Source organism: Priestia megaterium (assembly GCF_046599315.1).
GTDB lineage: Bacteria > Bacillota > Bacilli > Bacillales > Bacillaceae_H > Priestia > Priestia megaterium_F.
The window spans coordinates 358605-381159 of record NZ_JBKIKC010000004.1 but is presented as its reverse complement, the minus strand read 5'-3'; the positions used below and the strand labels follow the sequence as shown (position 1 = coordinate 381159).

The following is a 22555-nucleotide window of genomic DNA, read 5'->3' as shown; positions in this document are numbered from 1 at the left end:
GAGCTTAGTGCTCGCTCCTTTTTTATTTAATGAGCTGATTTAAGCTTTTAATGATTACGTTTGGCTGCAATTCTTTATGCTCGGCTACATTTTCTTTTCGGTTGACCCAAGCTGTTGCGAACCCGTAGTTTTTAGCACCGGCGATATCCCATGCATTCGATGACAAAAACAACACTTCTTCTCTTTTTGCGTTCATTTTATTTTTGGCATAATGATAGCTTGCCATCGTAGGCTTGTACTGTTTGATTTCATCTATGGAAATTACGTCTTCAAATAAATGATTCATGTTGTGATAAGAAACAAGCGGATCAATCATGTACTTCGGACCATTTGTAAAAATAGCCAGCCTGTATCCTTTTTCTTTTAAATAGGCAAGCACCTCTTTGACCTCATCATAGACATTCAGCTTCATGTAAGCACTCATCAGCATTTTTTCTTCGCGTTCCGTTAAATCAATATTATTCGCTTCTGCTGCATATTTCAAGGATTGATTTGTTAATGTATAAAAGTCAACGTATCGTCCCATCAGTTGATATTGCATTGCATATTCAATTTGTTTCAAACGCCATAAATGGCTAAGGCTTTCCCCTCGTTCCGGATACAGCTTATCACACGTTTCAATAACGGTATGTACATCAAACAGCGTTCCATATGCATCAAATAAAATCGTTTTAAATTTCATCTGTGTTCGCCTCCTTTTTTCATTTTACCCACTCGTAAATAAACATAACGTTTTTCTGTTAAAAAAAGAGCCGTATTACCAACCGAGGTATGCTCATTTCTTATGGGAAGAAAAAAACAGTAGGCTCTCCTACTGTTTATAATCCCATACCACTTTCCATTCTCCTTTTTCACGAACAGCATATACTTTCTGCACCAAATCAAAGTTTCCGTATTTTCCCTTATATGCTTGTATAACGGTCATTTCGTAAACAACAGGGAACGCCTTAAGATCATTTTCCATCTTCCAGTTCTTTCTTTTTTCAACATCTTCAATGGAATACGTAAATGTGTCTACCCCAAAATGATTAAGAAATACGTGTGCTCGATCTTGTATGTACGCACCTTTTGTCCACTTCTTTTTCATGGATGAATGAAAAAGGTTCCATGATTCCGAAAAGTTCCCTTCCTGTTCTAGCGTATAAAATTCTTTTACGGCAGATCTAGCTTGATGACTCGGAGAAAAGAATGTAAATTGAAACATCCAAATTCCTAACACAATAACAGAAAGAAACACAGCTACTCCCAAACTTCGCTTCAAAAGCAGTGTTTTTTTTCTATACAAGTAAAAAGCCCCTTTATCAAAAATGCAGTATACAACAGCTTATTCGATATCCGAGCTTTTTAGTCTTGCCGATGTAAACTTATCCGGCATATCCTCAAAATGAGAGATTGAGACATAACTACATCAATCCAATTTAAAGACGAACAAATGGGATAAAGAAGCTCGTATGGATTATTTATTACACCGCTGTTGATTTCCGTGCAAGACTTCGCTTTCCGCGGGCGGCCGATGAGCCTCCTCGTCGCTTACGCTCCTGCGGGGTCTCACCTATTCCGCTTTTGCCGCAGGAGTCTTCGCCTTGCCCTCCAATCAACAGCTAGAAGCAACTGCATACATGAAACCTATGTTTACCATACCAATGAAAAAATCCGAACGAGTTTGATTCTCTGCCAAAAAGATTAATCGTTCGGATCTTCCTTCAACTAAACTGCTTTTGTCCCAGCCTCTTTCGTCGCTATACAATGTGAAAAGCCATTTGCATGGCTGCTAAAAAGCCGACGAACACAAGACCCGTCACGAGACCCTCTTTCCAATCTGGCCGGTCGCCTCTAACAAATTTAGCAATATCATACGATAGCATTGCTGCTAAGAAAATTGACAAGACAATATACAGTGGCTCCATCTTTTATCACCCACTATTTCTTTTCTTCAGTGTAACAACTTTTTAATAAGTATGCATATAAGAAAAACAACTTGAAATTTTTGACGAATGTGTGAAATTTCTTTTTTTTATGCATAAACTAGTTAAAAGCGTGAAAGGAAGATGCCGTTTGTCTGCTTTTAACCCTCAGCAATTTAGCGTCACATACCGGCAAGGAAGCACGCCCACCTTTCCTTTTATTGGGCGCCGCTATACGCTCACTCACTCTGAACAAACAGACGATTTATTTCTTTGGATTGATGAAAAATTTGCTGTTGATCAATTAAACGAGCAGCGAAATGAGCTTTTTGCCGAATGGCTCCACAAAGACGGTGTCGATACGCTGTATGTATACGTATTTATTGGAAATGAACAGACAGAAAAGTCCATTCAAGCCATACGGTATGCTATTTTCAAACAGGAAATGCCTTACTTGCTAAAAGCATTGCGCTACGGTGATGCCACGTTTTTTAATGCCCATCCTGCCTTGGACCGCTCACCCATTTATGTACATTTTCATTCCAGCGACAAAGACTTTCATTCCATTCGATATTTTCAAACGCCTTCTCATTATGCCTGAGCATATGAGAAGGGGCCTTTACTTCATTAATCTCCTGTTTTCCAAATTCCATTTCTTCTAGGATCGCCTGCTCCTTCCATCTGTTTATCTTGAAAATTAACTGTTAATGCTTGGATACCGCCATAAAATACGTCGCTTTCCTTTGTTTGCACTCGGAATGCAGAAGGAATATTTTTCGTATTTAAATCAGGCTCTACATAAATGGTCGAGTCGTCAAAAATAAATCTTGGTTCATTTACAGCTTCTTGAAGTGGTTCATTTCCTTCAAGATTTTTAGAAAGAACTTGAGTTAAGATTTGAGGAATCCGAGTTCCACCCGGAGAACCTATTCCCATCGCCCACTCGCCTTTTTCTCTTATAATAGTTGGAGCCGTAAAGGTTCTTGCTCTTTTTCCTGGCTCACGATTATTTGGTTCTGTGCTTCCAAATGTATCGGCGTTGTTATTAAGAAAAAAACCGTCAACTTGTTCGCCTGTACCAAAAAAGTTACTCAACGTATTGGTTGTAGATACGACGGTTCCTTCTGAATCAATAACAACAAAATGTGTTGTACTTTCATGTTCTTCATCTCCTTCGCCTGAAGAGCGTGTCGGGTGATTGACTAAGCCTGTTATGTAATCATCACTAACTAACTCACTTGAGTTTTGACTATGAAAGGCTGGATCTCCGATTTTTTTTAACCGATCGGAGTAAGCTGCTTTTTTAATTTTGTTCATCGTTTCGTAATATTCTTTGTCAGGCATTGTTTCAAGATTTTCTGCCTCTGCCATTTTTAACATTTGAATAAGTGTAATTCCAGAAAAAGGCGGAGGCGCTGAGATAACTTCCGTTCCATCGTAAGTAGAAACAGCCGGCTTGGTTTCTGTTACTTGATAAGAAGATAAATCTTTTTTAGAAATAGGCGTTGCATCAGCAAGATCTTGTGCCAAATCTCCTTTATAAAAAGCAGAGGCACCTTCTCGCTGAATCTTAATTAACGTTTTAGCCAAAGCTGGCTGCGACAGCGTTTCTCCTTCTTCGATTGCTTCTCCATTCGGATAAAAAGCGGATAAATCATCTACATCCATCCTTCCTCTAGAGTAATACAGTCGAGAAGATAAAAGAGAGTCTACTTCAAACCCTTTTTCAGCATATTCAACAGCTGGCTGAATCAAATCACTCATTGACTTTGAACCATACTTCTGCTGAATATATTCCATACCAGCGACGAATCCAGGTACGCCATTTTTACCGTTCATAGAGGTGGGAGCGGTTTCCCGGTAATCTATAAAGGTAGCGGGCTGATCTTTTTTAGCAATCAGCATACCTCCACCCCCGCCAATCCCAGATCCAAAAGGTTCAACTACGTTCAGGGCATATGAAATAGCGATGGCTGCATCCACTGCATTCCCGCCTTTTTTTAATATATCCATCCCTACATCTGCTGCTAGAGAATTAGATGAACTCACACCATAAGCATGATCATTATTTCTTTTGAGCAGCTTTTTAGGGTTAAGTTCTGTACTCGATTGAGTCATAAAAAAAGCGGCTATAACGCAAATTAATAATAAAAAAGCAACAATATTAAATAGCAGTAATTTTTTATTCACATATTCTCCTCCATTTTTACTCATATGTGTATTTTGTGAAGCGCTTTCATTTTTATCCATATATTACATTGAACACAAAAAAGACATCGTCTAGGACGATGCCTTTCTATTACTATACAAGATTTATTTACCAGCAGCTGCTGCAGCATCATTTACTGCATCGGTAGCAGCAGATTTTGTTTGTTCAATCATTTTTACATTATTTTCAATTTTTTGCTGTTCATCTGTTGAAAGAGTAGCTGGATGTTTTAAAGCTCCAAGTCCTGCCACTACTCCTGCTACAATAGCAATTGGTCCTACAATCCCTACGATTCGTTTTGCGATCATTGTTTATTCCTCCAATTAAGTTAGTCTGTACTTTTTTCCCATAAACCATGGCGGCGCGGATCAGCGTCACCTTGAATTTTATTTTCCTTTAAGTCTTTCACAAGAGCCTGAACGCCTCCGTAAAACATAGCGTTATTATTGTTTTTTAAGTCATATCCGTACGTTTTTAAACCATCTTTAGTCGACTGTTTCAGCTTAGCTTCTGAATAAAACTTATGAGAATCAAAAATTACACGCTTGTTTTCTACTGCTTTTTTAATGGCATCTTTACCTTCAAAATAATCCCCAATTACCTGCGTTAACACTTGCGGAATGCGATTTCCTCCCGGTGTGCCAATGGACATTACCCACTCGTCACCTTCACGAATAACGGTAGGGGCTGTAAATGTTCTTGGCCGCTTACCAGGTTCACGCTTGTTAATTCCTTCCCCAAACGTATTGAGCGTATTATTCAAAAAGAATCCATCTACATATTCACCGCTGCCGAAGAAATTGCTCAGCGTATTCGTTGTCGATACAACAGTTCCTTCACCGTCCATGACAACAAAATGAGTAGTACTTTCATGCTCTTCGACGTCGCTTACTTTGGTATGATCTGTTTCAGTATTATTTAATTTATTACGAAGTAAATGCACGTAATGATCGTCGATCCAATCATTTGGTGTTTCTTTTATAAAAGCCGGATCGGCAATTTTTTTCAAGCGGTCTTGATAAGCTACTTTTGAAATTTGACCAAGAAAATGATAATAAAGACTAGGATGCGATTCCTTCAGCGTCCAAATATCTTCTTGATCCGTCATCTTTAACATTTGAATAAGCGTAGCACCAGCAAAAGGAGGAGGTGCTGAAATAATTTGATGGCCTTTGTAATTAGTCGATAGAGGTTTGCGCTCAACAGGCTCATACTTTCGCAAGTCTTTGTGACTTACTTTTGTTTCTCCTGTAATATCGTCTGCAATTTCTCCTCTATAAAAAGCATTTGGTCCTTCTTCCTTAATCTTTTGCAGCGTGTTCGCTAATTCATGCTGTTTGACGATTTCACCTGTGTTAATGGCATCCTCATCTGGATAAAAGCTAGGAATTTCATCTTCATTTACGTTACCTTTGTATGAAACCAGCCTATCATGCAAATCTTTGTCCACTTTGTATCCATTCTCGGCATAGTTAATGGCCGGGTCGATTAGTTTGCTCATCGACAGAGATCCGTAGTGGTGCTGAATATAATCCATACCAGCGACGAATCCTGGTACGCCAATCTCATCTTCTTTATCATTCTTAGGTGCAATCTCTCTGTAGTCAATAAATGTTGGAGAGGCATCTGCTGGATCAATCAGCATTCCGCCGCCTCCCCCAAGTCCTGATCCATACGGTTCCACAACACCAAGCGTATAGGAAATGGCAATAGCCGCATCAACTGCTGTACCGCCTTGTTTAAGAATTTCCATACCTACTTTTGTGGCGCGAGGATCTGAAGTACTTACTGCATATTCTTGTTTTGGAAACATAAATTGATAAACACATACACCTACTATGAGTGAAAAGATGACAATGGAAACAATAATCGTATTACGTTTATTTATCATCTTTTACCTCCTCTGTGTATGACGGCTATTAGTTAGCTTGCGCTTCGTTCTTTTTGCGCTCCTCTGCATGTTTTATAATGCGAGAATGATCTAAGTTTAATTCAAATTTGTTTCGTTCTTTTTCTAACAATTCAGGGTTTGAAGAAAACTTGTTTAAATCGTTATAAATACGCTTCATACGCCAAGGGTTATCTGTTGGAGTTGGTGTACCTGCTTTAATAACCATTGGAATAACGTCAATTTTAGCTTGGCCCTTCTTGTTTAAATGGTACTGAACCATCGCTGTATTTTTCGTACTTGACCACCCTTGGTCAAAAATAAAGTTTCCTAAGCTATAGAAAATAACCGAACCTTTATATACGTCATATGACTGTAGAACGTGCGGATGGTGACCAATGATAATGTCCGCACCAGCGTCTACCATCGCTTTTGCTAGTCCTTCTTGACGAGGACTTGGTTGTGCATCGTATTCTTCACCCCAGTGGGCATTCACTACAACTAAATCAGCATTTGCTTTCGCCTGCTGAATCGTGCTGAAAATAAGATCCGGGTCTGCTTTTAAAATACCTGGATTGTTTTTTCCAGCCTGCGTTCCATCTGTATATACGTCCGTAAAACCTACGGTTGCAATTCGGATACCGTCAGCATCTTTATACGAAATATGTTTCGCTTCTTCGGAATTGCGTCCAGCACCCACAAAATCTAATTTGTTTGCTTCAAAAGTAGAGATCGTATCTTCTAACCCTTTTGCACTGTAGTCCATTGAGTGATTGTTTGCTAGGTTTAATACATCGAAACCTGCATTTTTAACAGTCGCTAGATCAGCAGGCTTACTATATAAATGAATACCTTTTTCCACTGCTTTATATGAATCTACGTCATTTGTTAAAATCGGTGTTTCATAGTTTCCGCTTACGTAATCCGAATTTTTAAAGAACGGCTCTACGTTGCGGAATACAAAATCTTCTCCGTAGCGTTCAGTTACTTCTCTTACATGGCGACCCATCATAATGTCTCCAACCATGGTCATCGTTAAATCATTATTGGCCTCTGGGTTAGCAATCTCAGGGTTTTCAAGAGCATCCGAACGCTCCATCCATCCTGAAAGAGCTAAAATTACGATTAAAATTGGCGTTAGGATAAGAGCTTGCTTGCCAGTTGTAGGCTTTGTTTTCTTTATAAACATCAATACTTTTTCTTGAAAGTTTAATTTTTTCTCTTTCAACGCTTTCACCTTCCTTTACTAGCTGCGGTTTGTTTGTGTACTAAAATAAATAATAAACTTGCATAATTCCAAATGTTACACCACTTAATAAAACCGTTGTTCCAACTGTTAAAGGAAGACCTTGCTTTTGCATTGTATTTGCAATTAAGCCCGGTACAATGATACCAATTCCGCGTAATTCAAACACTTCAAACGGCAAGATCGGGAAGAAATAATCAAATGCAACTTTAATCACAATACCCGTAATTAACATCGCTGTAAATTTGCGACGCCCATATAAAATAACTACTTTTGAGATTCCGTACACGACGATAACGTACGTTAAAATACTAATTAAGAAAATCATTAAAATTGTAATTGGCTGATCAAATACAAGAGCTAAGTAGCCTGGTACGATAAGACCGGCTGGCAACACGCCTGTTTTTTCTGTAAAAATTAAGCTTAGTGTAACCCCTAACACAAGGGCGATATATAAATCTGATCCGAACATGAAATGGCCTCCTAGATTAAACTGCTTTTCTCATCTTTTTCATTTCAATAATAGCTTCAACAAGCGGCTCGGCTGAACCGTGGATATTTCCGACACCGTATACGATACGATCTTTTAAATAAGGCTTCATCCGCTCTAAAATTTCTTCTGTAGAAGCGCCTTCCATATCCCAGAATTCTTTTGTTGGCAATTCACCTCTTTGATATGCAGCAGCGATTGGTGAGGTCGTTTGACCAATTGCAATCATTATATCTGCTTCAATGTATGGCATTACATCTTCAGCAAATTGCTCCGTGCGATCTACACGGTCCGGACGGCAGTTCATAATGACAATAGGAAGCTTTTCGCTATAGTTCATTGAATCTACACGTTCCCAAATACGAAGCGTAGAAGAAGCGTCGTTGGCAGCAAATCCATTTACTAAAAAGGCTGGATTCTTTTCATCACCAAACGCTGTAATTCTCATAGCTCCTGGGTCAGGCTGAGCGTTTAACATTCCTCTCATCGCTGTTTCAGCATCGATACCAAGTGCTTCTGCTACTGCTAAACCGATGGAAGCATTATCAGGAAAAACCATATAATCAAATTCACGTAAATACGCTTCAGATACTTTATCATTATCAGCTACAATAACCTTCGTGTTACGCTCTTCGGCTATTTTTTTATAGTATTCCAAATATGGACCTTCAATTGTGACAAGGTGGCCGTCATATGGAATAGTAGCAGTGAACGCTTGAGCAACTTCATCTAGCGTTGGCCCCATTACATCCATGTGGTCTTCTAGAACGTTTACAATAACGCCTACTTTGGCTTGAATCAGCTGATTTTGGAATGTGATTTGATAATCAGGCTGTACCGCCATACATTCACAAATAAGAGCTTCCGCGCCAATATCGGCAACTTCATTTACCACTCGTCGCTGTTCTCCAATGTTCGGACCTTCTTTACGACGAATAATTGGTTCTTCTTCACTTGTATGCCAGTAGATCATACGCGCTTGTGTTCCTGTCGTTTTCCCTACTGTTTTGTAGCCTGCTTCTTTTACAATACCTGTAATCAATCGTGTAACGGTCGATTTTCCGCGAATACCATTAACATTCACTCGTACAGGAATTGAATGCAGCTTGCGTAAATGTCTGCGATACTCCCAAACGCCATACCCTACTAAAAATAGGCAGCATAGGATAATTAAGGTCATGTTTCATTCTTCTCCTTCCAAACTTCTCATGTTGGATACGTTATGAATGCTTTTGATTCATAATAATAGATATACGATTTCATAGTCTTACTCCCTTTATATATGTATGGGAGCTAATCGATTAGCAGCGCTAGCATGCTGCTAAAACACCTGCTTTGAAAAATGGACTCGAGTACCAATTTCAACAGCTCTAAAACTATCATCTGCGCTCATTGATGGTCAATAGCTCAAATGTTATATATTCTTACAATTCCGATTGTCTATTTAAAGAATTAAAAACCCATCATTTTATTTGAGTTTTACAGCATAGGTCTAAAGTTTATTTACCTATAAAAATTCCATATATACCTTTTTTTACTATAATAACAGGAATATTTTATACATTACTCTTACAATTAACACAACGAAATATTACGTAATTAAAAATTTCTTAACTTTAGAAAACGTTTTGTAATATAAAGGCGGAATAAAAAATATTTTATTCCATTAATTCAAATTTATGTATATACCAATTAAATTTGTCTAACAACCGTACCTGAAAGGATTATAGATAGATATAAAAGCAAAAAAAATACATTTTATTATCATTTTCTGCTTACATTTAATTTACTTAAATAGAAAGGACATTAAATATTTTTTTCTAATTATATAAGCATTTAGACTGCACACAATACTAGTTCTTTGGTTGTTGTTTTATAGATTTCCTTTATTTAATAATAGATTTAGTAAATCTAAATCTATTGACTATGGCCTCTTTGCCTATTTTTATTTCAATATTTTCTGAATCTTTATACCGATAAAGATAGCTTTTGTCCGATAAGATTGCCTATAAAAATGCATGATTTCTCACTTTTTTGGCATATGATGTTATCATAAAAAGAAGAGGCGTCATCAAAAGGAGGGAAACAATGGTTGATACAATCCTTTATTTTCTATTTTCTTTTTGCTACACCGTCCTGTTTTTCTTTAGCATATATGTAGTACGAAAAAACACTGCTCCGTTTTACATGCTTTTTCTTCCTTTGGTAATAGCTGGACTAATTTACGATAATATAATGATCGGGATTGGTTCATTTATCGGTGAAGGCGATACTTTACGTTCACTCAGCACGTTTCGCTTTTGGTTTCACGCTTTATTTACCCCTACTCTGGTGCTCTTTGCTTATGGCGTAGCAAAATACTCGACAATTACATGGGCTAAAAAACCTGTAGTCGGCATTCTTTTTTTGCTAACTACGTTTGCCTTAATTGGCTATGAAATCATCGAGACGATTAGTCAGCGTATGGAAGCTATACGTGAATATGGCATTCTTCGCTATACATTAGTGGGGTCATCCGGTCCTCCTCTTATGGTTCTCATTGTGGCGATTATCTTGCTTTTTGTTGGAATCTCCTTATTTCGTAAGACGCGATGGAGCAGCATGATGATTGGAGTAGCCGTGATGATTGTAGGAAATGCCGTACCAATTCCTATACCAAGCACAGCCGTAACAAATACGTTTGAGCTTATTTTTATCTTCTCTTTATTTTTAACTCAGCGTCATTTAGTAAATATACATTAAAAAGAAGCGATTCCCTTGATTCTTTTTTTTATATTTGATATCTTTTACCTAACGACCGTTAGTTAGATAGAGGAGGAGCTTTTCTTGAGTGAATTATCAACTGTAGAAAAAATTAGAGCTGCAGCGATGGAACTCTTTGGAGAAAAAGGCTATACAGAAACTTCCCTTGCTGATATCTCATCAAAAGTAGGGATAAAAAAACCTTCCCTGTACGCTCATTTTAAGAATAAAGACGACTTATTTTTACTAACCGTGCATGATTTAATGAATTTATTTTTAACAAAGTTATCTGTTATATACGAACAGCATAAAACGAAGTCTGCTAAAGAACAGCTTCACTGCTTTGTTGTAGATTTTTGCACGATGATTGAAAAAGATTCTTTTGGACAGATGTATCGTCGGCTTATTTTGTTTCCACCTGAACATTTGCAGTCCGAAGTAAAATCTATTTTCTTAAGAAGCGAACGATTGTCTGATCAAATCTTGCATGCTATTTTTACACAGGGAATGGATGAAGGTGAAATAGTTGAACGTCCCATTGATTTGTATATCAATAGCTTCTATTGTTTAACCGACGGACTGTTTATTCAGCGCTTTTATTACGAACCAGAACATTATGATCAAAAAATCCACGATGCTTGGACGATATTTTGGGAAGGCATACGTGCTAAATAGGCCCTGTAAAAAGGGCTTATTATTATGTAAGGAGGAAGTATAATGGCTTGGATTTATCTTATTATCGCTGGTTTACTCGAGATTGTATGGGCAATCGGCTTAAAATATTCACACGGATTTACTGAATTAACTCCCACAATCATTACGATCGTAACAATTGTCATCAGCTTTTATTTCTTTTCAAATGCCTTAAAAAAAATTGCTGTCGGAACAGCTTATGCAGTGTTCACAGGTATAGGAGCTGCCGGCACAGCGATACTCGGTATGACCGTTTTAGACGAAGGAGCAAATATTGGAAAGATTTTATTTTTAGGATTAATGATTGTTGGAATCATCGGTTTAAAGTTAATTTCTACTGAAGAAACAGAAAGAGAGGAATCTTAACATGGCTTGGATTGCATTAATAGCTGCTGGTTTTTGCGAAGTGGGATTTGTAATTTTTTTAAAACTTTCAGATGGATTTAAGCGACTGTTTCCTTCGATTGGATTTATACTTTTCGGTGCAGGAAGTTTTTACTTCCTCTCCTTAGCATTAAAGGAAATACCTCTTGGAACAGCCTACGGCATATGGACGGGAGTAGGAGCTGCGGGAAGTGTACTTCTTGGCATGCTTTTCTTTCGTGAAGCAAAAGATATGCGTCGAATTCTATTTATTTTTTGTATTGTCGCAGGTGTAATCGGACTTAAGATCACTGGATAATGGTGTACTACTTCCTCTCTTTTCATGCTATACTAAACTTGTAAACACTTTCAAAAAATAGGAGACGATGACAATGAACCTTGGGTTTGGAGAAATTGCCTTAATTGTATTTGTCGCTCTATTGCTTTTTGGTCCAAAGAAACTGCCGGAACTAGGCAAAGCTGCTGGAAAAACGTTAAAAGAGTTTAAAAACGCTACAAAAGGAATTATGGAAGAAGACAAAAAAGAAAAAGCACCTCCCAAATAAGAGGCTTATACCTATTGTAAAAGCTTGACTCAAATGTTTGAGTCAGCTTCTTTGTAGTGAGGCTTCTTTTCATAAATAGTGCTGTTGAAAATGTTTGATTTATCGAACAGCACTATTTTTTCTTCATTAAATAAAACTCTTTTATACTATATTCGCTGCAGACAATTCCTTACGTCAAAAGAGAGATTATTATCCTTTTTTTAATATTTATCCATTTTCTTTTTGACGTAAAAATTCCCAAAGTCCTGGCGTTTTGGAAAAATCGAACGTTTTAACAGCAGACAGAATTTTAATCTTTAAATCTTGCTTTACGTCTTCTCTATCATGTAGTGCAAAACTTTGAACAGCTTTATTTATTTTTGGTTCCAGCTTTGTTAATAAACGCTTTGACGCCTCTTCATCTCCGGCTTTTACTTTATTTACAAGCTCATATAGAGTTTCCATCTCTTCACTTCTTTCTTAAATCAGTTGTTAATTCTTCTACTTTTTCTTCAAGTCGTTTTATATTGTTTTCTACACGCATTAATAAGTAAAAAGAAAGGACAGCGGGAAATCCTACGTTTCCAACAAGTTGAATCCACTGAGGATCAAACATATCTATCACTCACTTTCATAAATTTTTTCAACTTGCTTAGCGCACGTTGATAATGGTTAGAAACCGCTTGCTGAGAGACAGAAAAATAAGCAGCGATTTCTTTATGAGTCCAGCGTTCGACAATAATTAAGTGCAACATACACTGCTGCTTGTCCGTTAACTGTCGAAATGCATGATGTAGAATATGATTTTCCAGTTGATTCGCTAAAAATTCATGCTCCCATACAGCTCCATCCTGTATCCCTACCATATCTTCAACTGTTCGATTTCCATCTCGAGCAGCCGGCTGCTGCAGGCGAAGAGGAATATAAGAACGCTCTTTTTCTTTTACACGCACGGCATCTCTGGAGTAATGTCTGCAAAGCCTGTTAATATAATGAAGCAATCTAACTTCGCTATAAAACTGATGAAATTCTTCGTTTAGAAGCTTTTGTTCTTTTGTATCATTTTTAACAATCGCTTTTTGTAATCTCTCATAGCGTTCTGTTGTCAAAAATGTATTCATTAGATGAGTCTGAAGAGTTGCGCTGTGGTTTGTAAGAAATGTATGAAAGATACATTCTGTGTCGTGCTGCTTTTCTTGCTGCGAATAGAGCTGAGTCATTGTGCAAATCTCCTCCTTTTTTTCTTATATTTATTAAAAAGGGAGAAAAGAGTAAAATAACAACACAAAAACGAACGTTTGTTCTTATATAAATTTAACTATATTAGGTTTTTTATGTCAATATGATGAAAGGCTTACTAATGATAGACACGACTCAGTAAAAAATAAAAAAAAAGCATTTCTGCAAGCAGAAATGCTTTTGCTTCCTCATATATAAATTATTCTTCGCCTAAGACGCGGTTGATACGTTTGCGAAGCATCGGCATCCCATTTCCACCCGCTTGGAAATGGCGAAGCTTACCTTCCTTATCAAACACATAGTATGCTGGTACGTATTTATTTTCAAAGGCGTCTGTTAACTTATGCTCACTGTCTACATAGATTGGCTGAGTAATATCGTGCCCCATTGCCATTGCCTCAATAACTCCCATATCTAAGTCATCTTCCGAACGAGGCATATGAACCGCCACAACATTCAATTGATCATCATACTCATCACGCAGATCGTTAACTTCAGGCATCGCTTCTTTACATAAATGGCAGCTTACTGACCAAAAGTGAATAAGCGTTGCTTTATCACCTACTAAATCTTCCTTTGTTACTTCGTCGTTAATCCAAGCTGTTGCTCCAGTTAATTCGGGCATTTGTTCACGTAATTTCATCTTAAAATCCTCCTCTACATTTATCAAACTGAATATTCTGTATTTTGCAGATAGAAAACTATCTTCTCTCTTTTAATGGCAGCAGTAGAGGAATTTCTCCTCTACCCTACCTCTATTTATTAAAGTGTTTTTTGACCTGGCTTCCAGTTAGCTGGACAAAGTCCGCCAGTTTGAAGTGCTTGAAGTACACGTAGGGTTTCTTCTACGCTGCGACCGATGTTGTTATGGTTTACAACTGCGTATTGTAATTCACCTTCTGGATTAATAATAAATAATCCGCGAAGCGCTACACCTTCTTCTTCAATTAACACGCCGTAATCACGTGCTACTGTATGCGTTGGATCTGCAGCTAATGGATAATTCAAATCTCCCAGTCCATTATCTTTACGATCTGTGTTAATCCAAGCTAAGTGAGTATGAATTGTATCCGTAGAAACACCTACAACTTCAGCGTCTAGGTCTTCAAACTCTTCATAGTGATCCGATAGAGCTGTAATTTCTGTCGGACATACGAATGTGAAGTCCATTGGATAGAAGAATAATACTGTCCATTTACCGTTTTTCATATTTTCTTCTAAACTTACTTTTCCAAATTCCTTATTTGCAAGTACAGCTTCCATTTCGAAGCGTGGTGCTTGTTTTCCTACCATACGTTCTGCCATGTCAAAATCTCTCCTTGTACAATGTATTTCACAAGCTTATGCTCGTATGTATTATTTTTAATGCAATCAGCGTTATTTACTATTTGATAATGATTATTAGTTTCATTATAAACTAGTAATAACTATCGATTACATTCTTTATTATACACGAGCTATTATTATAGTCAATACTTTTTTATAATCATTTTAATCTAGGATTGATTATCGAATATTTTTCACTTTTTTATTTTCTAGCTTGACCAACCCTATGTATTTAAGGTTGAGTAAAGACAAATGACACTAAAAGCCTTCACTTATTTCAATAATTTTGCTTTTTAAGTGTGCTGTAGCAAGAGTTTGAATCTCAATTATGCTCTTTATAAACATAATAAAAGAGAATGCTTAGATAGCATTCTCTTTTGTTCACCTCTTATCGTTTGGATATACAAGACCGATTTGCTCTCGTACTTTATCCATTACGTGCATTGTTAGATACGAATTTTCATAAGAATTTGTGTCCGATTCCATCTTTCCTTGCTTTAACAGCTCTACAAATTCATTTATTTCATAGTACATAGCAGGATAAGGCTGATCCACGGTTAACTCTTCTACATGTCCGTCATTATATCGAATTTCTACCTTTTCAGCTGTATGTATTTTGTCAACAATCATACTGCCTTTTTCACCTTGAATTTCACTTGGTAAATACGAATTTGTAATTTTAGAATACATGATGACTGCGTCTCGATCTTCGTATTCTAAAGCAACTGACCCTTCTCCGTCTACTCCAGATTCTAGCATAAACGCCGTTGCTTTGATGTTACGAGGCCCTCCAAACAACGTAACCAAAGGATAAAGACAATATACACCTAAATCCATCAGGGAGCCGTTGGCAAGCTCTGGCTTAAAGGCATTAAGCACGATACCTTCTTTGTATTTATCATAACGAGAAGAATACTGACAGTAAGACGCAACGTATTTTCGAATTGGACCAATTTTATGTAAGTTCTCTTGAATAATTTTGAAGTTGGGAAGAAGTGTTGATTTCATCGCTTCCATTAGTAACACATTGTGATTTTTGGCTGTTTGAATCATGCGAGTTACTTCTGCTGCATTTGCTGCCAGCGGCTTTTCACACAGTACATGCTTGTTATTTTTCAAAAATAAGATAGCTTGTTCCGCATGATAAGCATTTGGAGTAGCGATATACACTGCATCAATTTCAGAACTCGTTGCCATTTCCTCTAAATCAGTAAATACATGAGGAATATCATATTTATCTGCAAATTCTTCTGCTTTTTTAATGGTTCGAGAATAAACAGCTGCAAGCTGAAAGTCGTTTACATACTGAGCTGATTCTAACAGTCGATCTGTTATCCAGTTTGTTCCTATTACGCCAAAACGAATCATCTTTTCATCTCCTTTTTGTTATCTATGTTGTATTGTATCGTTTTTAGAAAGAAAAACGAAGAAATAATAAAAAATCTATACCGGTTTCCATTGCTTTATATCTATTTTGTTCCATATAAAAAACAGCTCACAACAAATGTAAGCTGTTTTTCAATATGCCTCAAACGTAAGCTTATGCTTTCTCGCCCACTACAGCAAAGCGTTCATTCACGTGGTTTTCATTCTCTAACTCATCTATTAAAGCAATCGCATAATCAGCATAGCTAATATAGCTTTCATTTTGACTATTTGTGATCACGTGATCTTTTCCTAGCTGGTAGCCCCCAGTGCGAACACCTTCTGCGTCAAAAAAGGCTGCCGGGCTTAGATAGGTCCAATTTATAGTCGATTTTTCAAGTTCTTTTAAACCTTTACCCATGTTTGAAGCCGTTGGATAATAAGCGGCTGGAAATCCTTCTGTGCTCATTAAAGGCGTTGTTTTTTCTGCATCTACAAATAAGCTTCCTGCTCCGCCCACTACTGCTAGTCGCGTTTGAACACCTTGAAATGCTTTAATAAGTGATTGTACAGACTCAACGTGCAGCTGTTCGCTTCCGGGAGGTGCATTAAATGCATCTACTACAGCATCGAACTGTTCAAGATCTTTTGAAGTAATATCAAAAATATCTTTTTCAAGTACGTTTGTTTGATCTTTTAGTTTAGAAGCATTTCGAACAATGGCTGTTACTTCATGTCCTCTCTTTTTTGCTTCTTCCATAATTAATTGACCTGCTTTTCCTGTTGCTCCAATAACACCAATTTTCATTTTGATTCTCTCCTTTTTTAGTTGTAACCAATACAGTTACATCAAATACAAAAAATTTGAGCTTTTTTATAGCATTGCTATTTCTTTTTAGCTCGTTGTAACCATTATAGTTACATAACTTTCAATTTGTCAACCTCGCTCTTCATTTTTTTACACGATAAAAGATTTTAGTAATTGTTAAAGATCCACAAAATAATAGCTAATTCCACTTTCAAATATATCCATATTTTCAACTTATTTTTATCTGAGAGTACTTTTTTATGAAAAAAGGTTTCTTTTTTATAAAAAAGTGTTATAATAGGTATATTATTTCTTGTTCGGTGTTAACAAATAGAAAGACTTTCTTTAAAGTGATTCTTATTGAAATTGAGCAGAGATAGTAATATATTCGTGGATTTTCCACACAGGAGGTACTACAATGGTACAAGGTAAAGTAAAATGGTTTAATGCAGAAAAAGGTTTTGGATTCATCGAAGTAGAAGGTCAAGACGACGTATTCGTACACTTCTCAGCTATCCAAGGCGAAGGTTTCAAATCACTTGAAGAAGGTCAAGAAGTTACATTTGAAATCGAAGATGGAGCTCGTGGACCACAAGCTGCTAACGTTCAAAAGTAATTAATTAAGAAGCTGTCACTTTAGTGACAGCTTCTTTTTATGTCTATTTAACCAATTAAAATTTGATTTTCCTGCCAAAGGTTGGTCAAGTTCGTATCAGCGAGCCTTTGATGCGTTTCTTTTACGCTAAGCCAACGATGCTTGTTAAAAACAAAGCGGGTTTCTGGAAGTTCAGTCCATATTTCCTGCACAGACTGCACGTTTAATAGAACAAAATTTGCTTCGTTCCCTTCTTCTACTCCATACTTTTCTTTTCCAATCTGCCGAGCTGGTATACTTGTAATCATTCGAAGCAACTGCCGCTGATCATCCGGACTCCCCATATGTGCAGCATATGCAGTCAGTAATCCTATTTGCAGCAAGTCTGCTTTTCCAAACGGGTGAAAAGGGTCGTTTACGTTATCTGATGCAGTAGCAATCGGAATAGCTGCTTTTTGTATGTCGCGAATGCGCGTTACGCCTCGTCTTACAATTCCTTTATCCTCTCTTCCTTGTAGATATAAATTAGAAGCAGGTAATGTGACAACTCCAATTTTCGCCTGTTTCAAAAGGCTTAAGATTTCTTTCACTTTTGCATCAGCCATTCCTGCAAGCGAGCAAAGGTGCCCCACCACCACTTTTCCTTCCATATTCAATTCAATTGTTCTGTGAGCAATATTAATTATTGTATCAACAGACGGATCATCACTTTCATCTACATGTAAGTCAAGAGATCTATTATAAGCTTGAGCCAGCGAGAACAGAGCATCAATCTCTTTTTCTGGATTTGTAGCTAAATGAGGGCAACCTCCAATCGCATCAATTTCATGGTCGAATACTCGTTCAATTTTATTCATTTTATTCACATCATCAATGTCTAGGTTAGAGAATAGCGGAACAACCTGCACATCCATATACGGGCTTAATTCATCTCTCACCTCGACCGCTGCTTGTAAACTGCGAAATAAAATATCTTCTTCCATGCTACAGTCAAAGTCAATATGCGTTCGAATCGTAGTCGTACCGTTAGCTAATGCCTGCAAAGCCGTTTTTAACATTCGCTGCTTAATTTCTTCTTCTGGAAATACCGGCAGGCTGCTGCTGTAATTTTCAATGGCTTCTTGAAGAGTTCCAGATATATTGGGCACTTGAGGAAGCGAATGAGCTTTATCTAAATGCATATGCATATCTACAAATCCCGGTAATAGCACACGCCCCTGTGCATCAAGTGAAGTTTCTTTTCCTAACACGGCTGCGTGTAGCGGAAAAAACTCGTCACCTTCAAGATAACCGTTTTGTAAAACGATAGAAGTATACATTCCATTTGAAATTTTCACTTCAAAAAGAGCGTGATCGTGCATAAGTGGCAAACGAACATTAATTAAGTGAAGCAATATAATTCCCTCCTCAATTTTTCAACTTCTTCATTTTTCATAGATCTCTTTATCTTATTTATCATTTATTGTTTAAAGCATTAATTCGCCAAATTTCGCGAATCACCTTCTCTTTAGAGATCTTTATTTGTAGAGAAAAAAGCGAGAACAAAAAAAGGAGCAGCGTCCCCACGCTGCTCAGCAAAGAAAAAATGCTAGAAAATAGATAGAATGTACTTCCCATGGTTAAATGAGGGCTTACAGATAAAGCTTCAGTGAGTGATTTCATGCTTTGCATCGCTATTCTCCCCAGAAAGCAATGCAGATACAAGCAAGAAATTTCTATCACTCGCTCATACTGTAAATAGACACATAAGAAAAAGCCCAAACAAAGGCAGGTCTCTCAAATACAATGAGCAAAAACCTACCCGCCTGGGCTTTTATCCCTTCGGTGTCATATCCACTCTTTTTCAAAAATGAATATGTGAATCGCTTGGACCAAACTTTCCACTAACGTGAAAATGGGAACCTAGATTCACTTTTTACTCATAGTCCTATCATTTACGGTGATAAGGTAGAAACGTCTGAGCCATATTCTCAAACATATATGAGTGAACCGTATTTAGCTTTTTCTTGTTTACAAATATACTATAGGTCTTTCTATAAGTCAACTATAAACGAATAATCTTTTCAATGAAATTATATATAGTTCGTATTTTACAAAAGTTTACTTTTTTAAAAGTTTGTTAAATCTTCTAACACAGTAGTTGAATCTTCCTATAATCCTGCTTATACTTCGAACTACTTACATTACCCATAAAGGTCTTCACTCTGTTGAAGACAAAAAAGCAATCTAGGGTTCCGTTTAACATGTGTTAAAGATTGGTCCGAGAGAGCGTACGGAATGTTCCGTATACACGGAGGGATAAAAGCCTGGGAGAAAAAATCGAAGTTGAAATTTGGGAAATGCCTTTATCATTACTCGGCTCTTTTGCCGATTCTATCCCTTCCCCTCTTGGATTAGGCAAAATCACTCTTCAAGACGGAAGCGAAGTAGCGGGTTTTCTTTGTGAAGCTCATGCGACGGAAGATGCGGAGGATATTACGTCTTATAGAAGCTGGCGGGCTCTCCCAAATTACTAATAAATCAATATTTTTATGTTTATTCATTTTAACCGAAAAAAAAACCCCCACTTCAAGCTTGCTAAGTGGGGGTCTTTCAATTAGTTAGACCTAAAAGCTACATAACAATTCCTAAATCACCTATTGTGTAGAATGAAAGCGCAGCTGACCTTGTCCCATAGTTTCATGAGAAACATACTTTTGGCGCGGATGCTTATCTAGATATTGCTTAGCAGTTTGTAAACACTGGCGCGCAAACTCTTCATATCCTAATTCGTTGGCCCGTTTCACATTTGGCAATTCTATGGAATAAGGAACCTGCGGGATACGATTGATAATACTAGCAACATCAATACCTTCTTCATTTAAATACAATCGCTCTTCCCTAAGAACTCGAGTCATCTCTTCCTTTGAAGCTGGAATTTCCGCAGAGGCGTTGCAAAGATGAAGATAGCGAAACCACTCACGAGGTACTTGATCCAAATCTTCCATTTTATCTCCTGATCGATGAAAATGGTGAATATCAATCATAAGACCTGCATTTTCATGGTTAACTGTATGAAGAACATCCAGTGCCCCTTTAAGGTTGTATACGCTGGCAATAGGAACAAATTCTAATTCAATGGTTAAACCAAAAGGCTTAGCTAGATCACAAAGTTCAGCAAAGCATTCAATACCAAAATTGCGATCATCAGTCCATATACTACTAAGGACGTGACGACCTCCAAGTTCAGCCGCTGCTTCCATTGCAGGTAAGTAACGTTTTGGATCAACTCCTTTGTAAATACGTGCTAACTCTATATCGAGAAGCTTCACTCCTGTCTCTGACATAGCAGATTTTGTTTCTCGCATCAGCTGCTTATTTTCAGCTAACGCATAATTAGGCTCTCCAGGCAACCCCATGTAAATAGGCCTCAAACTAACAAAATCATATCCTGCCTTCGCAGCCATATAGGTCATTTCAGGCGGTGAACATCCAAGAACAGTAAGATAAGCAAGGGAAAATTGGTTGGACATTTTATAAATCCTCCTTTATTCAAATTTATCTAGATCGATCTAAATAAAAGCGGCGATATATTTATGAACGTTTTACATATAGATTTGCTTTTATTTTTCTATGGGTAATCTTAATACAATCATCTTTGTTTCAGTCATTTCTTCAACAGCGTAACGTGGACCTTCTCTGCCAATACCGCTGTTTTTCACTCCGCCATATGGCCAATGATCTAATCTAAAATTGGACGTCCCATTAATAACCACACCCCCCATTTCAAGAGAATGGGCCACTTTATAAGCCAAATCCATTTTGTTGGTAAAAATCCCTGCTTGAAGACCAAAAGCAGAATTATTTGTCTCTTCAATAGCTTCTTCAATCGTACCGTACGGGATAATACTGATGATGGGGCCAAATACTTCTTCACAAATAACTTTACTCTCTTTAGAAGGATTTAGCAGAACTGTAGGTTCCACCGTAGCTCCGCTGCGTTTTCCTCCACATATCACTTTTGCCCCTGACTGTACGGCCTCTTCAATCCAGTTCGTCACTCGTGCAGCTGCATGGACATCTACTACACATCCTACATCCGTATCAGACAATAAGGGATCTCCGATTTTAAGCTTCAGTACTTCATCTTTTAAAAGGTTGGTAAACTCAGAGACCACAGATTGATGTACATAAATTCGCTGAACAGAGATACAGCTCTGACCGGAATTGCTAAATCCCGTTTTGGCACACATAGTGGCAGCACGATTTAAGTCTGCATCGTTATGAACGATAGTTGCAGCATTTCCGCCTAATTCGAGCAATACTTTTTTCATTCCAGCTAACTCACATATATTTTTACTGGCTACTGTTCCACCGGTAAATGAAATAATATTCACACGATCATCTTTTACAATTTGCTGTGCAACCTGTCTTCGACCAAGCACCATATTTACAGCATCTTTAGGGAATCCCGCCCGCAGCAACAACTTTAAGAGCTCTGTTGCAATTAAAGTTGTTTGTGAAGATGGCTTTAAAATAACGCTATTTCCAGCAGCAAATGCCGGTCCAATTTTATGGCATACAAGATTTAAAGGGGCATTAAACGGTGTGATAGCTGCTACAACACCAACCGGTACTCGGAAAGTAGATGCGATAGCTTGTGCACCGCGTTCTGAAACGTCGCCAGGCAATGTTTCACCTATCAATCTTTTCGCCTCTTCTCCTGATAATTCCAATGTTTCGATTGAGCGGGCCACTTCATCCAGCGTATTCTTCAAAGGCTTTCCTAATTCTAAAGAAATAAGTCGAGCAAATTTTTCTTTCTCTTGTTCTAGTAATATAGCTGCCTTCTTTAAAATTTTGGACCTCTTGTAAGAAGAAAGTGCAGCAACTCTTTTTTTTGCTTCATATGCTGACGCTAATGCTTTTTCAACATCTTCTTCATTTGCTAATAACTGCTCACCTATGACTTCTCCTGAATAGGGGTTTTTTATTAAAGCAACTTCACGATCTTCAACGATCCATTCACCGTTAATATAAGGCTGTGATTTCTTTTCGATAGTTTCTATCATATTTACCACCAACTTTTCATTTTTATTTAACAAAGTCTATTTTGTCTTTTCACGTACTAACCATGCTTCTACTGAACAAACTTTTATATAA

The 22555-nt window shown here is 37.5% G+C and carries 28 protein-coding genes, 1 pseudogene and 2 riboswitches; of the genes and pseudogenes, 8 read left to right on the top strand and 21 right to left on the bottom strand.

Going from position 1 to position 22555, the window contains the following annotated elements; genetic code table 11:
- Positions 1–22 precede the first annotated feature (22 nt).
- From ACLHDF_RS16290 to ACLHDF_RS16275, 4 genes are all read right to left on the bottom strand, one after another.
- Complete coding sequence (locus ACLHDF_RS16290) at positions 23–682, bottom strand: haloacid dehalogenase type II (protein WP_413919757.1); 660 nt, start codon at positions 680–682, stop codon at positions 23–25.
- A gap of 129 nt (positions 683–811) precedes the next feature.
- Entirely contained in the window at positions 812–1285 is a 474-nt protein-coding gene (locus ACLHDF_RS16285; RefSeq protein WP_413919756.1) for a hypothetical protein, read from the bottom strand.
- Between the two features lie 178 nt (positions 1286–1463).
- Positions 1464–1598, bottom strand: coding sequence for a hypothetical protein (locus tag ACLHDF_RS16280; protein ID WP_285885380.1), 135 nt, complete (start codon positions 1596–1598; stop codon positions 1464–1466).
- 141 nt (positions 1599–1739) lie between these two features.
- Entirely contained in the window at positions 1740–1907 is a 168-nt protein-coding gene (locus ACLHDF_RS16275; protein WP_013055713.1) for a hypothetical protein, read from the bottom strand.
- 148 nt (positions 1908–2055) lie between these two features.
- Between ACLHDF_RS16275 and ACLHDF_RS16270 the strand changes: the two genes are divergently transcribed.
- Positions 2056–2505: a staygreen family protein gene (locus ACLHDF_RS16270; protein ID WP_413919755.1), complete on the top strand. Its 450-nt coding sequence runs from the start codon at positions 2056–2058 to the stop codon at positions 2503–2505.
- A gap of 26 nt (positions 2506–2531) precedes the next feature.
- Here ACLHDF_RS16270 and ACLHDF_RS16265 read toward each other — a convergent pair whose 3' ends face one another.
- From ACLHDF_RS16265 to pgsB, 6 genes are all read right to left on the bottom strand, one after another.
- Positions 2532–4094, bottom strand: a complete 1563-nt coding sequence (locus ACLHDF_RS16265; protein WP_413919754.1) for a gamma-glutamyltransferase family protein — start codon at positions 4092–4094, stop codon at positions 2532–2534.
- Between the two features lie 123 nt (positions 4095–4217).
- On the bottom strand, positions 4218–4421 hold the full coding sequence (locus ACLHDF_RS16260) for a CapE family protein (protein WP_013082014.1): 204 nt from the start codon (positions 4419–4421) through the stop codon (positions 4218–4220).
- 20 nt (positions 4422–4441) lie between these two features.
- Positions 4442–6004, bottom strand: a complete 1563-nt coding sequence (locus tag ACLHDF_RS16255) for a gamma-glutamyltransferase family protein (RefSeq protein ID WP_413919753.1) — start codon at positions 6002–6004, stop codon at positions 4442–4444.
- Between the two features lie 28 nt (positions 6005–6032).
- Positions 6033–7229 (bottom strand): CapA family protein, encoded by a 1197-nt coding sequence (locus ACLHDF_RS16250; protein ID WP_413919752.1) that lies wholly within the window; start codon positions 7227–7229, stop codon positions 6033–6035.
- Between the two features lie 40 nt (positions 7230–7269).
- Complete coding sequence (pgsC, locus tag ACLHDF_RS16245; protein ID WP_013055707.1) at positions 7270–7719, bottom strand: poly-gamma-glutamate biosynthesis protein PgsC; 450 nt, start codon at positions 7717–7719, stop codon at positions 7270–7272.
- 16 nt (positions 7720–7735) lie between these two features.
- A complete protein-coding gene (gene pgsB / locus ACLHDF_RS16240) occupies positions 7736–8917 on the bottom strand; it encodes a poly-gamma-glutamate synthase PgsB (RefSeq protein WP_413919751.1) in 1182 nt (393 codons plus the stop codon).
- Between the two features lie 908 nt (positions 8918–9825).
- Here pgsB and ACLHDF_RS16235 point away from each other — a divergent pair.
- The 5 genes from ACLHDF_RS16235 to tatA all read left to right on the top strand — a co-directional run bounded on the left by ACLHDF_RS16235 (position 9826) and on the right by tatA (position 12101).
- Positions 9826–10479: a hypothetical protein gene (locus tag ACLHDF_RS16235; protein WP_413919750.1), complete on the top strand. Its 654-nt coding sequence runs from the start codon at positions 9826–9828 to the stop codon at positions 10477–10479.
- Positions 10480–10563: 84 nt separating this feature from the next.
- A complete protein-coding gene (locus tag ACLHDF_RS16230) occupies positions 10564–11154 on the top strand; it encodes a TetR/AcrR family transcriptional regulator (RefSeq protein ID WP_413919749.1) in 591 nt (196 codons plus the stop codon).
- Positions 11155–11196: 42 nt separating this feature from the next.
- Positions 11197–11538, top strand: coding sequence for a quaternary ammonium compound efflux SMR transporter SugE (gene sugE / locus ACLHDF_RS16225; RefSeq protein WP_413919748.1), 342 nt, complete (start codon positions 11197–11199; stop codon positions 11536–11538).
- Between the two features lies 1 nt (position 11539).
- Entirely contained in the window at positions 11540–11854 is a 315-nt protein-coding gene (locus ACLHDF_RS16220) for a DMT family transporter (RefSeq protein WP_013055702.1), read from the top strand.
- Positions 11855–11927: 73 nt separating this feature from the next.
- Positions 11928–12101 carry a twin-arginine translocase TatA/TatE family subunit gene (gene tatA / locus ACLHDF_RS16215; RefSeq protein WP_413919747.1) on the top strand — a complete coding sequence of 58 codons (174 nt, stop codon included), beginning with the start codon at positions 11928–11930 and terminating at the stop codon, positions 12099–12101.
- Positions 12102–12308: 207 nt separating this feature from the next.
- On the opposite strand, the gene ACLHDF_RS16210 is transcribed toward tatA, so the two are convergent.
- The 7 genes from ACLHDF_RS16210 to ACLHDF_RS16180 all read right to left on the bottom strand — a co-directional run bounded on the left by ACLHDF_RS16210 (position 12309) and on the right by ACLHDF_RS16180 (position 16818).
- Positions 12309–12545, bottom strand: a complete 237-nt coding sequence (locus ACLHDF_RS16210; protein WP_413919746.1) for a helix-turn-helix domain-containing protein — start codon at positions 12543–12545, stop codon at positions 12309–12311.
- Positions 12546–12549: 4 nt separating this feature from the next.
- Positions 12550–12696 carry a YvrJ family protein gene (locus ACLHDF_RS16205; RefSeq protein WP_413919745.1) on the bottom strand — a complete coding sequence of 49 codons (147 nt, stop codon included), beginning with the start codon at positions 12694–12696 and terminating at the stop codon, positions 12550–12552.
- Positions 12689–13300: a sigma-70 family RNA polymerase sigma factor gene (locus ACLHDF_RS16200; protein WP_413919744.1), complete on the bottom strand. Its 612-nt coding sequence runs from the start codon at positions 13298–13300 to the stop codon at positions 12689–12691. Before ACLHDF_RS16200 ends, ACLHDF_RS16205 begins: the two co-directional genes overlap by 8 nt.
- Before the next feature lie 218 nt (positions 13301–13518).
- Entirely contained in the window at positions 13519–13962 is a 444-nt protein-coding gene (locus ACLHDF_RS16195) for a TlpA family protein disulfide reductase (RefSeq protein ID WP_413919743.1), read from the bottom strand.
- 119 nt (positions 13963–14081) lie between these two features.
- A complete protein-coding gene (locus tag ACLHDF_RS16190) occupies positions 14082–14624 on the bottom strand; it encodes a peroxiredoxin (RefSeq protein ID WP_195781013.1) in 543 nt (180 codons plus the stop codon).
- A 402-nt stretch (positions 14625–15026) separates the two neighbouring features.
- Complete coding sequence (locus ACLHDF_RS16185) at positions 15027–16013, bottom strand: Gfo/Idh/MocA family protein (RefSeq protein ID WP_413919742.1); 987 nt, start codon at positions 16011–16013, stop codon at positions 15027–15029.
- A gap of 172 nt (positions 16014–16185) precedes the next feature.
- The gene (locus ACLHDF_RS16180; RefSeq protein ID WP_413919741.1) at positions 16186–16818 is read right to left on the bottom strand and encodes an NAD(P)-dependent oxidoreductase; all 633 of its coding nucleotides are present in this window, start codon (positions 16816–16818) and stop codon (positions 16186–16188) included.
- 418 nt (positions 16819–17236) lie between these two features.
- Between ACLHDF_RS16180 and ACLHDF_RS16175 the strand changes: the two genes are divergently transcribed.
- Positions 17237–17434 carry a cold-shock protein gene (locus ACLHDF_RS16175; RefSeq protein WP_013055689.1) on the top strand — a complete coding sequence of 66 codons (198 nt, stop codon included), beginning with the start codon at positions 17237–17239 and terminating at the stop codon, positions 17432–17434.
- Between the two features lie 47 nt (positions 17435–17481).
- On the opposite strand, the gene ACLHDF_RS16170 is transcribed toward ACLHDF_RS16175, so the two are convergent.
- Complete coding sequence (locus ACLHDF_RS16170) at positions 17482–18807, bottom strand: amidohydrolase family protein (protein ID WP_413919740.1); 1326 nt, start codon at positions 18805–18807, stop codon at positions 17482–17484.
- Positions 18808–18868: 61 nt separating this feature from the next.
- Positions 18869–19084 carry a hypothetical protein gene (locus ACLHDF_RS16165; protein ID WP_413919739.1) on the bottom strand — a complete coding sequence of 72 codons (216 nt, stop codon included), beginning with the start codon at positions 19082–19084 and terminating at the stop codon, positions 18869–18871.
- Between the two features lie 231 nt (positions 19085–19315).
- Positions 19316–19417: riboswitch (purine riboswitch) on the bottom strand.
- 211 nt (positions 19418–19628) lie between these two features.
- Positions 19629–19728: riboswitch (guanidine-I (ykkC/yxkD leader) on the top strand.
- Here ACLHDF_RS16165 and ACLHDF_RS16160 point away from each other — a divergent pair.
- A pseudogene (locus ACLHDF_RS16160) lies at positions 19714–19929 on the top strand (allophanate hydrolase); the annotation flags it as partial. It overlaps the preceding riboswitch by 15 nt.
- A 120-nt stretch (positions 19930–20049) precedes the next feature.
- Here the strand turns inward: ACLHDF_RS16160 and ACLHDF_RS16155 are convergent.
- Positions 20050–20925: a sugar phosphate isomerase/epimerase family protein gene (locus tag ACLHDF_RS16155; RefSeq protein WP_413919738.1), complete on the bottom strand. Its 876-nt coding sequence runs from the start codon at positions 20923–20925 to the stop codon at positions 20050–20052.
- 90 nt (positions 20926–21015) lie between these two features.
- Positions 21016–22464, bottom strand: a complete 1449-nt coding sequence (locus ACLHDF_RS16150; RefSeq protein ID WP_413919737.1) for an aldehyde dehydrogenase family protein — start codon at positions 22462–22464, stop codon at positions 21016–21018.
- Between the last annotated feature and the right edge of the window lie 91 nt (positions 22465–22555).